Raw genomic sequence first — 12733 nt, 5'->3', positions numbered from 1 at the left:
CTGAAGATCGACGAATCCCATGCAAAGGCAGTCGCTGACGCCCGTCGACAATCGAGTCAGACCTCCACCCGGGGATGCCAAAACCCATCCTCACTGTCGACAATATGAGGAGCGGTCATCGTGATGATGCCTTTCGAGTGGAGGTAAGAGACTTCTCGAAGGATCACACGGTGACCGCGCCTACGTCGCGAACGACGAGCCGGCCACCGCGGGCTACACCACGCTACGGGGCACTACTGCCTCACTGCGGGTGAGCCGTCGTGAATGGTGAGACCGTCACGGCTGTTCTCATCCCGGCGCAGATCGAGCAACAACTCGAAACGCGGGAGGTCGCAGGGTTCGCAGACATTCAGCAGCTCGCTGATCTGGTGATCCCGATCGACATCGAGAGCCGAGGTGTCACGATGTGGCTCGACGCCGACGACCGCCGAAACGGGCTCCCGATGAACCTGCGCGCCTCGTCGCTGCGCTGGTTCTGGGACACCACTTCAAGGCAGCGGCCGGCGTTGCACGGCGACGTGCTCCTCGTGGGCGATATCGGCAGCACCTACCCGGTCGGTGACGTCCCGGCATCACTCGTGCAGGAACTCCTGCATGGCGGCCCTTACGAAGTCGGCTACCGGCGCACCGCTTCGAGCGGCTGGCGGGCGCAGTCAGATCTGCACACAACGTATGCCGACGCGGCGTTCTGGGCGATGTACCTGCGCACGCACGACCCCGCCCTCCACGAGACCCGCATTCGCGCCGTCTCACCAGCCAGCCATCAGCTGCACGCCCTGCTCGGGAGTTCGCCCCGGCCTTGAGAACCACGAGTTCTCGGCTGGAGCGGCTCCCGGGCCTTCTTCATTCATGCGCCTATCGTCGCCGACGGCCACGCGGGGTTACTGATCGAGCGGATCTATTGCCATATACAGGAGGTTCGTTCCGGGAGGCCACCTGCTCAGCCTGGGGTGATGGCAAAAACGACGACCCGATGGCCCTTGGCCCCAGTACGCGCGCGAACTTGGTGCCAGCATTCAGCGGCACCGGATCGACCGTGGACTCACCCAGGAGCAGGTTGCCTACGCCGCTGGGCTCACGCGCTACACCTTCCAGAAGTTCGAGAAGGGCGAGTCGATGCCGGAGACTCCGGCCAACCCGAGTCTGCGCAAGATCATGGCCATCGCGCAGGTGCTCGGTGTCACGCTCGACCAGCTGGTGCCGCAGCCGTGGCCGGATCTGCGCGCGGGTCTGCCCTATGCACCTCCTCCTACTGGCGGAGCTTGATCGCCTCGTTGCGTGAAGCGAGCGCCCCGGATATCGCCGCGATCTGGCCGACGGTATCCTCTTGCGAAGCTTGGATGTGGACGAGGCTCTCCAGTCGCTCGAGCTGCACGGCGATCTGCGCGTCGACTTCGCGCACCTGGTTCGAGCGCATCGTCGGGCTGTAGCGGAACTCCTCGGCCAGCCCGTCCAGCGACTTCGCCAGGCGCGGATCGTGGGCGACACGTCCCAGGGCCGTGATGCGGGTGACGGCGCTCTTGATCACCAGGACGTCGGCGTGCTGGGTCTCGATCTGGGCGGCGATGGCCTCGTTGGACAACAAGGTGGTGAGGAACACGACGAGGAAGATCGCGGCCAGGATCAGCTGCGTGATGATCACCCACGGGTATGGAATGTCCTGCACGTAGATGAAGATGCTGGCCGCGATGAGCTCGGCAGTGAAGTAGATGCTCGCCACCAGGATCAGGGGCATGGCCAGGATCGCGGCTATCCGACTGCGCGGCACGGCGACGAAACTGACGGCGAGCATGACGTAGGCGAACGCCAGCAGCAGTGCGGACGTCCAGAACGTCGCGCCCTGCGGGGCCTCGAGGATGAGGAAGATGGCGACGTAGACGGCGATGGGGACGAGCCACAGGATGGCGCGCAGGATCGTGCGGGTCATGAGGATGCTCCCTGGTTGTTCGGCGTTCCGCATTCGGGGCAGAACTTGGCCGTGCTCGCGATTGCGGTTCCGCAACCCGAGCAGGGCACCTGCTGAGGTGCGAGACGGTTGCCGCACTCCGGGCAGAACTTCGCTCCCGCCGCCACGCTCGCGCCGCAGCCCGGACACGTCTCGGCGGCGGCCGGCGCGGCAGGCTCTGCGGGCGAGAAGCGCGATGTGCGGTTGCGCCCGACATTGCCAGCCATCGGGTCGCCTGCGGGCTGGACGGGGCGCGTGAACATCTGCGTCGCCATCTCCCCGAAGACGCTGCCCGCAGCCAGGCCAACGCCTGCTGCGGCACCCGCGGAAGCCACGCCACCCGCGCCGGGGTTCTTGGCGAGCTCGGTGAGGATGGTGGCCGACTGCTGCCTGGCCCAGTCTTCCCCGAGCAGCCCCATGACGGCCTTATCGCCCTGCGCGCTCTGCAGCTTGGCCTGCTTCTGTGCGATCGAGTTCTCCAGCACTTGGCGGTTCGGGTCGTCGGTGGGGATGTCGATCGCGGCGATGTAGAAGTTGACGAGCTTCACGCCGTACTCATCCAGCAGCGGTGCGAGCCTCGGGTGCAGCTGCTCGGCCAGCAGCTCGATGTCCGAGGTGATCTCCAGGATCTCCTGGCCGGAGTCGCGGATGTAGCGGGCGATCTGTCCGCGGATGTGCTGCGAGAAGGCGCTGCGGAAGTAGCCGGCGAGCTGCTGCTCGTCGAAAACCTGGATGTTGGTGCCGAGCAGTTTGATCAGGAACTTCTTGGAGTCCGTCACCTGGATCGAGTACGAGCCGCGCGCCTGCACGCTGGTCTGCAGGCTCCAGACCGGGTCGCGGAGCTGGATCGGGCTGTCGGTGCCCCACAGCAGTTCCAACTTGTGATCGATGTTGACGAAGTACACCCGCGAGCTGAACGCGCTCACCCCGCCGGAGAGCAGGTTCCTCAGCCTGCCGATGAAGGGGTGGTTGTTGCTGTTGAGCGTGTAGCGGCCGCCGCCGAAGGTCGCCACGGCGATGCCGTCGCGGATGAAGATCGCCTCCTCCGATTCGGAGACGATCAGCTGCGTGTTGTCGTTGAAGTCCTCACCGGTGAACTTCCACGCCAGCACGGCCTTCGAGCCCAGGCCGTCGTTGAGAAGGCCGGTCTCGTTCTTGATGACGTCGTAGATCTTCATACGGTGTTCGCTTTCGTCGGATCGGATGCCGGGTCGGCTACTTCCTCACGGGCAGGTACTGGACGCCGTTCAGACGCGCCTGTTCCAGGCGGTGCCTGCCGCCGGTGACGTCGAGCGATCCGTCCTCGCGCTCTCCGCCGCTCTTGATCGCGTCGCCGCCGAGCATGTAGTCGTAGACGCCGGCCAGCTGCCGCTGCCCTTCGAGGCCGTGCTCCTGGTCGTAGGCGGCGAAGTCCTCACGGGTCGCGCCGGCCGCGATGCCGGGCGCGATCTCGTCGTTCCAGGCGTTGACGGCGTACGCGACGTCTTCGGGCGGGGCGGACTCGCGGTAGCCGAGAACCGGGTTGTCGCTGTAGTCGAAGCGATCGACCGGCTCCAGCGACAGGCCTTTCTCGGCTAGCGCCGAGGTCAGTGCCTCGTTCTCTGGGGAGTTGCTGCGGTCATTGGCGGCGTCCGCGTGATCGCTCGACTCCGGCGCCTCGGCAGCGTCTGCTCCGGGAGTGTCCTGCGTCTCGACCGGCTCGGCGTCGGATGGTGTGTCATCGGCCAGCACATCAGCCACGTCGGCGTAGTACTCGGCGCGCAGCTCGTCGGCGGGGCGGGCCTCATCCCGGGCCGCCTCTGTCAACTCATCGACCCTGGGCTCGGGTTCGGCATCCGTCACGTCGTTTGCGGCCTCGGGCTCAATCTCCGCCGCCTCAGGTACCTGCTCGTCGGCGTCAGTCGGCGCATCACCGGCGCCCGGTTCGTCGTCCGTCGGTGTCGTCAGATCCTCACCGGCGCTATCCGTGGGAGCCTCGGCCTCCGGGCTGTCGGCCAGGTCGGGATCACCCAGGTCGCGCCCGGCAGGATCGTCCGCCTCGGCGGTCTCGTCCTCCTGCGGGGCGTCGGGGGCAGCGTCGTCGCCGAGATCGACGACCTCGCCCTCCTGCCAGTCCTGGGGCTGTTCCGGGGCGGCGTCGGCCGTTTCCGGGGCCGCGCCCAGGTCGACGGGTGCCTCCGCATCCGCCGGCGTCTCCGCCGTGCCGCTCAGTTCATCTGCTGCGGGCTCCGAGAGGTCTTCGGCGGGCGGCGCCTCCTCGGCCTCGGGCGCCTCCGACTCGGGCGGGGTCTCGGCCAGGTCGACCGGCTCGTCGGCGTAGTCGGTCGTATCGGGCACGCTGACGTCCGCGCCGGTGTCGACGGGGGCGTCTGCAATGTCGGTGCCGTAGTCGCTCATGCTGTGCGGCTCCTCTCGGCTTCGAGGGTCTTGTGGATCGTGGCGTCCGACAGTGGGATCTGCGACTCGTACTTGACCAGCCGCAGGAAGTTGACCTTGACCGCTCGCCGCAGGGCCGGCGTGTTCGGGATCGACGCGGGAAGTTCGGCGGCGATGAACGCATCGAGCTGCCGGTAGATGCTGCCGAATCTCTTGACGCCGACATCGCCGGCCGGGACGTGCGCGGCGAAGAGGCGCCGGGCGATCTCCTTGCCCGCACCGGCAACCGAGGCGTCCCAGCCCCCGATGTAGGCGCTCTCCGGGTATGGCATGAGCAGTTCCGGGTGCCGCTGCCAGTAAGTGACCTTTCGGGCGATCTCCTCATCGGACACGAACGTCGGGATGCCGCGCTGGGCGCGCCAGTCGGCTGTGGCGATCTCCTCGGGGTCTTCGAGGCGGTCGTAGAACAGGAGTGCCTCGCCCGGCCGGAGCCGCGCCAGCCGCTCGCGCTGCGCGTCGCTCATGTTGGTGCTCTCGGCCAGGATCTCCTTGTCTGCGGCCTCGACCAGCCGGAACCCGAGCTTGATGTTCGTGAGCGCCACCACGTCCGAGCCGACCTTGCGTGGCGACTGATCGGCCACGATGATGCCGACGCCGTAGGAGCGGATCTCGGCCAACATGCGTTTGAGCAGCTTCTTCGCAATCGCGGCGGGGTCCGCTTCGCCCGGTCCGCTGGCGTCGTCGGCGTCGAGCAAGACGTGGGCTTCTTCGAGCAGGAGGACGTGCTTGAGTTTCCCGTCGCCGGCGACGTTGGCGTTCACGTAGGCGAGGACCTGCAGCAGGATGAGCGCGATGTAGAGGGCCTTGTCGTCGCTGTTCTCGATCCCTGCCAGCTCGATTACCGTGGGTTTCGACAGCAGATCCTCGACAGGGATCGAAGGGTAGGTGTCGAACAGGCCAACCAGACTCTGCAGGCGCACCTGGCCTGCTCGTCCGATGTTGGCCGCGTCTCCGGTGTAGCCGATGCGGACGAAGGTCTCCTGGAAAACGGCCAGGAAGTCGCGGATAGAGAACACCTCACGGCCATCGGCGGCTGTGTCGGCATCGAACCAGCCAAACCGCGAGTACGTGGCTGAGAGGGCGTCCTCGAAGATCTTGTCCAGGGGGCTCGTCATCGTGACCGCGGCTGCGAACGCCGTCTTGAGGGTCGACTTGTAGCTCTGCACCCGCACGCCCGCTGGCGGCAGGAACGGGTTCAGCACAAGCGGAGACAGATGATCCTTGCCCGGGGTGAACACCTGCAGATCCGGCGTCGTCTCGATCAGCGCCCGGTACTCGTTCTTCGCCGGCTCGATCACCAGATACGGGATGCCGTGCTCGTGCCAGAGCCGGTCGAGCAGCCCGACCGTGAACGTCGTCTTACCCGAACCGGGCGTCCCCGTGACGAAAGCGTGCTTGGTCAGGTCGGTATGCCCGAACCCGATCGAGACCTCGGCCGCCCCGGCGAGTCGCCCGGCTTCGATGCTCGAGCTCCCGATCACGCCGGCCGAGTAGTTGCGCGAGTGCCGGGTCGTGGTGTTCACCGTCAGCCCGGCGCCGACCGTGTCACTGCCGATCGGCAGACGGAACAACTCCGATGCCTCGAATGCCGTCAGCAGGAACGGCAGCCGGTAGAATGCCTCACCGGGATTGCGGCCCGCCGCCCAGAGCGACGGATCACGAGTCTGGTCGAGCAGCGTCTCGTTCAGCTGCCACGGTGCAGCGACGAAGGACGCATCGCCTCGTGGCACCAGGGCTGTGGCGTCGACGAAGCGTGCCGCCAGCGCGCCTACCTCGGCGTCGGCGGAGAGGTGACCGAGCACCCGGTTGGCGATCACCGGCACGGCGAGCTTCGGCCCGGAGACGACGACGTTAAACAGAAACAGGGGCGAGTCCTTGTGCCCCTCCAGATACGAGTACATCTCCGCGAGGCGCTTCGCCGCGGTGAAGCTGACGGTACCGATCGACTGATCCGTCACACCGTTGGCGAGGGTCGTGAGCGCCAGCGTCAGCTGCTCGATAGCAGTCCGCTCGTCAGGCTCCAGTGTCGCCGGGATCAGCTGAACCGAGAGGGACGCACCGGGCACCTCGGTTAGGGCGCTGGCGATACGTGAGAGATCACGGCTGCCCGTGGGGATACGGTGGAAGGCGAAGGCGCTCGGCAGGATCTGGTTGCCGAGGTTCTCAATCCACTCCTCCTTCACGAGCGCAACCGACCGTTCCGCCGCCTGGGCGCCGATCGCGGAGGCAGGACGATCTGCGTAGTCGAAGCCGCCGAGCGTGAGCGCGCTGATCACGACAGCGTGCAGCTCGTTGACAACCGCCGCTGCGTCGTCCCGGTTCGCGCCGATCGCGCGAACGATGATGAATAGCGTGAGGTCGGCGGCGTGCGGCTGGCCCTGAATGGGGTGTGCTTGCCAAAGCAGTTCCAGAGCGCAGTCGCTAGCTCGGTCGGGGCCGTCCTCGTACTGTCCGCGGTACGACTGGTACGCCTCGAACAGCAGGCTGACGAAGTCCCGCTTGGACTGCTGCACCAGCTCGGCAGCCGGATCATCGCCCAGCACGGAGACGTGCGGGATGCGGACGACCTCGACCACCGTAGCAGCGGCTACTTCACCCTGCGCGAGAGGCGTGAACGTCAGGGGCGCGTCGCCTGCGGGCATACGGCACACTCCTCACGTCACGCTCGGGCAGCGGAATTGGTGTGCCGGAGCCGGTGGCGACTGCCGACCGGCCCCGGCACGCAGAGAACTCGGGGTCAGGACGCGATCTTCTTCTCGCGAATCAGGCTGCGCGCGCCGGAGATGACGCGGCTGACCGAGCCCTCGTCGCGGATCGACGAAGTGATCGAGGTGCCACCCGTGGTGGTGAGCTTGAACTCCTCGAAGTTGACCTGCTGGCTGTTGCCCTTGATGTCGTTGATCTTGAACGTCTCCGACTGCGTCGCCACCGACACGACGTCCTTGTAGAAGTACTCGTCGGTCTGCTCGCGGCTCTCCTGCGGCGAGACGAGAGAGAACTGGAACTTGAACGCGTGCAGCTGGTGCTCGCTGAAGAACAGCACGACGCCCTCGTAGTTCGAGGAACGGAAGACGCGGTCCTTGCCGAGCTTGACCTGCACGCCCGAGGCGATGTTCTTGTAGTAGTAGCCGTGAACGATCACCGGGTCGATGAGCTTGACCTCGTCCTCGTCCAGACCGAGCTTGCCCAGCGCGCGCTTCTTCACGTCCGCGATGGCGGCAGCAGCGTCCGAGTCGATGTCCGCGTCGCTCGGCTTGCCCGCGAACTGGAAGTAGATCAGCGCCGCGCCACCCAGGATGCCCAGGATGCCGACGAGCTTGCCCGCCTCGGGGAGGGCGAGCGTCAGCACCAGGCCGATCACGATCAGGATGATGCCGGCCTTGGGGCTGGACTGCTTGAAGTACTTCTTGTTGCGCTCATAGTTGATGGCCATTGCGAAGGAACCTCTCTCGGGTGGTTAGAACAGGGGTCAGGCGGAAACGCTGGTCGGAATGGAAGCGGACGAAGGGACGATCTCCAGCAGCTCGAACAGCGTCTGGATGTCCAGATCGGTCACACCGCGAAGCACTGCCTGCTGCAGGTAGTGCTGGTACGACGGCTCGACGTTCAGCGACTTGCGCTCGTAGTAGTCGAAGCGGATGTACCCGTAGAGGTAGGCGTAGATTCCGCGCTCCTCGAGCCGCAGCGCCGCCGTGAGGTACTCCTCCGCGCGGCGGATGCCAGCCAGCGGAACCAGGAACGGCTTCTTGCCACCCAGCGACGCGACGGCGGCGTAGAAGTACGGTTCCGAGTTCTCGATGTCATCGAGCAGCGCATCCTCGAAGTGCGACAGCGCCTTGTCGCGCAGCCCCAGCTTGAGCAGGCACATGCCGAGCGCCGCATGCACGCTCGGATCATCGGCGCCCTCGTCCAGCGCGTCCTCGTAGGTACGGACGTGCTTCTTGAGGTCGCGCGCTTCCAGGCTGATCAGGTCGGACATCGAGCTGATCAGCACCTGGCGACCGCAGTACTGGCAGAACTGCTGGTTGGTGCTCCAGGCGCTCCCGCATCCCGGACAACGCACATCGACGACTCGCGCGGCCACGCCGTACACCTCCAGACTCGATCTGGGTAGCCCCCAGACAAGGCCCAGGTGCATCCTGTATATGGCCTCTCGTAATAGATATACCACAGAACGTCTTTTCGAGCCGATCCGGCGGGTCGCAAGGCGACGCAAGCGCCCGGGCGGGCCGCGGCACGAGGGCCGCGGCATCCTGACCCCGAACTCACAGGTCACGGTCGCCGGCTATCTGCAGCAGTGGCTAGAGACAGTCGTGCCGCGCCGCAACCGACGCAACACCGCACGGGGATACGAGGGCGTCGTGCGACTGCACATCCTTCCTCGCATCGGCAGCAAGCGCCTGACCCAGCTCACCGTGCGCGACGTGCAGAACGCCGCCTGCGCGCTGCTCGACGAGGGCCACTCAATCCGCACCGCACAGAAGTTCCGCACCGTACTGTCCGCCGCCCTGACCCGCGCGATGCGCGACGAACTCGTCAGCCGCAACGTCGCCCGTCTTATCGGGCTCTTCACGAATGAGGGTGTAGTCGGGTGAGCGCGTTGGCAGCCGGGTAGGGGTCGAGGTCTCCCGGATGATGGAAGTTCTTCACGCTCGCCATCCCGAAAGACCTCGACGTGCTCCACCCTACTTTCGCGACCCCTGACCTGACCACGTTCTGCCGCCTCGATGAACTCGGGCTCGAAGCGGTCGGCCAGCTGCTCGAGCGGGACCGGGCGATGATCGAGTGTCGGTCGGTCGAGGTGGACCCCTGGTGTCGGAAGTGCGGGGCGGAGGGGTGTGTCGCGGGACACGGTGACGCGTCGACTCGCGCATGAGCCGTTCGGGCATAGGCCGACAACGCTTCTGGTCCGGGTCCGCCGCTACCGGTGCGCGCACTGCCGGCGGACGTGGCGGCGGGACATGACTCGCGCCGCCGCGCCACGAGCGAAGATCTCCCGCCTCGGCGTGGAGTGGGCGCTGCGGGGCATCGTCGTCGACCACCTCACCGTGACCCGTGTCGCCGCCGGTCTTGGGGTTTCCTGGAGCGCCGCGAACACTGCGGTGCTCGCGGAGGGCAAGCGGCGCCTGATCGACGATCCTGGTCGGTTCGACGGGGTCACCACGATCGGTGTCGACGAGCACGTCGTGCGCCACGAGGCGCTGTTGTATCGGATGGAGGTGAGAGACCTTGATCGATTGGCCGTCGTAGCGGCCGAGTGAAGCTGACGGCAGCCTGTCCTGGGGGAACGCCTGGGGTGGGTGGGAGCAGCCGTGACATAGTCAGGACGGTCCAGTACTACCGGATGGGCCGTGTCTGGTGAGCAAGGCGGGAAGGTGTACGAGAGGAACCGGTGTCGTAAAGCCTCTTGATCGTCGCCCAGCTCTAACCCGGTGGATCGGGGCTGGTTTGCGGTGCGTAACCGCTTGTCGGGGCCATCGTTGATGGTCGTGGCGGGTGGGGAACTGTCGGAACGGTGGTATGTGTCGGGTCCGGCAGGTCGTGGTGAAGGTCTACGGCGTAGCCACGACGATGCCGCAGGGGTAAAGCCGGACGCCTCGCCCGTCAACCGAACAACAGTGAACGTGGGAACCATCCGCATTCCGCTCCCCGCATTGGTGGGGATAGGTGCGTTGCCAGCCGAAGGGTGCGGGTGGGGCGGAGCCGTCGTAGTACTCCGAGGCCGGGAAAGCCGGGCACATGGGGAAGGGCGGCAGTGAGAGAAAGCAGAAGAAGGTGAATGTAATGTCCGAAGATGCNGCGGGTGGGGCGGAGCCGTCGTAGTACTCCGAGGCCGGGAAAGCCGGGCACATGGGGAAGGGCGGCAGTGAGAGAAAGCAGAAGAAGGTGAATGTAATGTCCGAAGATGCGCCGGTGAATGTCGGCGCCGCCGGGTGGCCCAGCGATGCCCGGGCCTATCTGGGGGTACGGAGGATGCAGACCAAGCTGCATGGTTGGGCGGCCACCGATGGTGGCCGCCGGTTCGATGACCTGTGGAACCTTGTGTGTGATCCGGCGTTCTTGACGATGGCGTGGGAACGCGTCGCTGGGAACAAGGGGTCCAAGACTCCCGGGGTGGACCGTGTCTCCGTGGCACGGATCAGTTCCGGGGTCGGGGTGGAGGATTTCCTGCGGACCATTCGAGCCCAGTTGAGGGCTGGAGAGTTCAGGCCGGTACCGGTGCGGCAGGTGATGATCCCCAAGGCCAGCGGCAAGCTGCGCAAACTGGGCATCCCGACCGTGACCGACCGGGTGGTGCAGGCAGCTTTGAAGCTGGTGCTGGAACCCATCTTCGAGGCCGACTTCAAGTCGTGCTCCTACGGGTTCAGACCCAACCGACGCGCGCAGGACGCGGTCGCCGAAATCCACCACTTCGCGAGCAAATCGTATGAGTGGGTGTTGGAGGCCGACATTGAGGCGTGTTTCGACATGATCGACCACACCGCTTTGATGGGCCGGCTCCGGTGCAGGATCGGTGACAAGCGGGTGCTCGCGCTGGTCAAGGCGTTCCTGAAAGCAGGCGTGCTCACCACGGTGGGCACGACCGAGGGGACGATCACCGGCACCCCACAGGGCGGGATCTTGTCCCCGCTGCTGGCCAACATTGCCCTATCAGTCCTCGATGACGAGTTCGCTCGCCGCTGGGACCATGAGATGGGCACGGCTGGTAAGCGGGCCTGGCGCCGTGACCACGGCAAGGCGTCCTACCGGCTGATCCGTTACGCCGATGACTTCGTCATCGTCGTGAAGGGTCAGCCAAGAACACGCCGAGCAGTTGCGTCACGAGGTGGCAGACGTGCTGGCCCCGATGGGGTTGCGTCTGTCACCGGAGAAGACCCGCGTGGTCCACATCGACCACGGGTTCGACTTCCTCGGTTTCCACATCCGACGGATGCGGAGACGAGGCAGCAGCAAGTGGTACGTCTACACCCTGCCCGCGAAGAAGGCGATCGCCTCGATCAAACAGCGGGTGAAGACCATGACCTACAGGAACACCCTGCACCAGGACCCGGGATACCTCATGGACTATCTCGGTCGGGTGCTGCGGGGATGGGCGAACTACTTCCGGTATGCGGTGGCCAAAGCGACCTTCGCCGCGATCGACTCCTACACGTGGGAGCGGATCACGGCATGGCTACGCAAGAAGCACCGCCGACTCGGATGGCCGGAACTCCGCCGCAGGTACTGCCTGCCCGGAACCTGGCGCCTCGCTCACAACGGGAAACGGTTCACCGGCGCCGCCAGCGTCCCGGTGACCAGGTACCGCTACCGCGGCTACCACATCCCTACCCCCTGGGACCGGCCAGCTGTCACCACCAGCTGAACCAGCCCTCTCTCATGGAGAGCCGGATGCGGTGAAAGTCGCACGTCCGGTTCGGCGGGCGGCCTGGGGAAACGGATCGGGAGCAATCCCGACACCGCGCCCCAGGCCGACCCAACTGGAGACACACACGACACGGCGACAAGTACGTCACCGTCATCATCGACCTCACCCCGGCCCGCGAGAAGACAGGGCCAGCGCGGCTGCTGGACATGGTCGAGGGCAGGTCGAAGGCGGTGTTCAAGCAGTGGCTCGCCGGAAGACCCCAGGAGTGGAGCAAGCGCATCGAGGTGGTCGCGATGGATGGGTTCGCCGGCTTCAAGACCGCTGCCGCCGAAGAACTCCCCGACGCCGTCCCGGTCATGGACCCCTTCCACGTTGTCCGCCTCGCCGGCGACGCGTTGGACCAATGCCGACGACGCGTTCAGCAGGACCTGTTCGGGCGCCGCGGAATGAAGAACGACCGTCTCTACAAAGCCCGCCGCACCCTCCACACCGGCGCGGACCTGCTCACCGACAAGCAGAAGATCCGACTGGACGCGGTGTTCGCCGTCGAGGAGCACGTCGAGGTCGAAGCGACCTGGGGCATCTACCAGCGCATCGTCGCCGCGTACCGCGAGCCCGACAAGAAGAGGGCCAAGGAGATGATGCAGGCCGTGATCGACACGATCACAGCCGGCGTCCCCGCCGCGCTCGTCGAGATCCGCAAGCTCGGCCGCACCATGAAGCAGCGCGCCACCGACATCCTCGCGTTCTTCGACCGACCCGGCACATCGAACGGGCCGACCGAGGCGATCAACGGGCGGCTCGAGCACCTCCGCGGCTCCGCGCTCGGCTTCCGGAACCTCACCCACTACATCGCTTATGCGGAATTCCGCATAAGCGATGGTATGTCGACCTTGGGGTTATGTTGACCGGCTCGGTGGGTGCCCTGGCCGGGAGGGGCTGACCAGGTGAGCTGGTCGACATAACCATCGCAGGGTCATCGGTTC

The 12733-nt window shown here is 66.0% G+C and carries 9 protein-coding genes and 4 pseudogenes; 7 read left to right on the top strand and 6 right to left on the bottom strand.

The genetic code is table 11. The features are described from left to right. Nucleotides 1–260: 260 nt before the first annotated feature. Both AB8K43_RS15285 and AB8K43_RS15280 read left to right on the top strand, forming a co-directional pair. The gene (locus tag AB8K43_RS15285) at nucleotides 261–803 is read left to right on the top strand and encodes a hypothetical protein (protein ID WP_370895066.1); all 543 of its coding nucleotides are present in this window, start codon (nucleotides 261–263) and stop codon (nucleotides 801–803) included. A 208-nt stretch (nucleotides 804–1011) separates the two neighbouring features. Further along, nucleotides 1012–1266, top strand: a pseudogene (locus AB8K43_RS15280) (helix-turn-helix domain-containing protein); the annotation flags it as partial. Here the strand turns inward: AB8K43_RS15280 and AB8K43_RS15275 are convergent. The 6 genes from AB8K43_RS15275 to AB8K43_RS15250 all read right to left on the bottom strand — a co-directional run bounded on the left by AB8K43_RS15275 (nucleotide 1250) and on the right by AB8K43_RS15250 (nucleotide 8465). Continuing rightward, the gene (locus AB8K43_RS15275; protein ID WP_370895065.1) at nucleotides 1250–1927 is read right to left on the bottom strand and encodes a hypothetical protein; all 678 of its coding nucleotides are present in this window, start codon (nucleotides 1925–1927) and stop codon (nucleotides 1250–1252) included. The pseudogene AB8K43_RS15280 and the gene AB8K43_RS15275 sit on opposite strands and share 17 nt — an antisense overlap. Next, nucleotides 1924–3123, bottom strand: coding sequence for an SPFH domain-containing protein (locus AB8K43_RS15270; RefSeq protein ID WP_370895064.1), 1200 nt, complete (start codon nucleotides 3121–3123; stop codon nucleotides 1924–1926). Before AB8K43_RS15270 ends, AB8K43_RS15275 begins: the two co-directional genes overlap by 4 nt. Nucleotides 3124–3160: 37 nt before the next feature. Continuing rightward, complete coding sequence (locus AB8K43_RS15265; protein ID WP_370895063.1) at nucleotides 3161–4342, bottom strand: hypothetical protein; 1182 nt, start codon at nucleotides 4340–4342, stop codon at nucleotides 3161–3163. Continuing rightward, complete coding sequence (locus tag AB8K43_RS15260; RefSeq protein WP_370895062.1) at nucleotides 4339–7023, bottom strand: ATP-binding protein; 2685 nt, start codon at nucleotides 7021–7023, stop codon at nucleotides 4339–4341. Before AB8K43_RS15260 ends, AB8K43_RS15265 begins: the two co-directional genes overlap by 4 nt. A gap of 95 nt (nucleotides 7024–7118) precedes the next feature. Continuing rightward, on the bottom strand, nucleotides 7119–7814 hold the full coding sequence (locus AB8K43_RS15255; protein ID WP_370895061.1) for a hypothetical protein: 696 nt from the start codon (nucleotides 7812–7814) through the stop codon (nucleotides 7119–7121). A gap of 36 nt (nucleotides 7815–7850) precedes the next feature. Continuing rightward, entirely contained in the window at nucleotides 7851–8465 is a 615-nt protein-coding gene (locus tag AB8K43_RS15250; protein WP_370895060.1) for a hypothetical protein, read from the bottom strand. 61 nt (nucleotides 8466–8526) lie between these two features. On the opposite strand from AB8K43_RS15250, the gene AB8K43_RS15245 reads away from it, so the two are divergent. From AB8K43_RS15245 to AB8K43_RS15225, 5 genes and pseudogenes are all read left to right on the top strand, one after another. Continuing rightward, a complete protein-coding gene (locus tag AB8K43_RS15245) occupies nucleotides 8527–8976 on the top strand; it encodes a hypothetical protein (RefSeq protein ID WP_370895059.1) in 450 nt (149 codons plus the stop codon). Between the two features lie 80 nt (nucleotides 8977–9056). After that, nucleotides 9057–9576: pseudogene (locus AB8K43_RS15240) on the top strand (transposase family protein); the annotation flags it as partial. A gap of 655 nt (nucleotides 9577–10231) precedes the next feature. Further along, nucleotides 10232–11134, top strand: a pseudogene (locus tag AB8K43_RS15235) (reverse transcriptase domain-containing protein); the annotation flags it as partial. A 73-nt stretch (nucleotides 11135–11207) separates the two neighbouring features. Continuing rightward, on the top strand, nucleotides 11208–11744 hold the full coding sequence (locus AB8K43_RS15230; protein WP_370895058.1) for a group II intron maturase-specific domain-containing protein: 537 nt from the start codon (nucleotides 11208–11210) through the stop codon (nucleotides 11742–11744). A 116-nt stretch (nucleotides 11745–11860) separates the two neighbouring features. After that, nucleotides 11861–12655, top strand: a pseudogene (locus AB8K43_RS15225) (ISL3 family transposase); the annotation flags it as partial. Between the last annotated feature and the right edge of the window lie 78 nt (nucleotides 12656–12733).

This window comes from Janibacter sp. GXQ6167 (assembly GCF_041365945.1).
Lineage (GTDB): Bacteria > Actinomycetota > Actinomycetes > Actinomycetales > Dermatophilaceae > JBGFSK01.
Note: the sequence above shows the minus strand (reverse complement) of the source record. Positions and strands in the feature narration are given on the sequence as shown.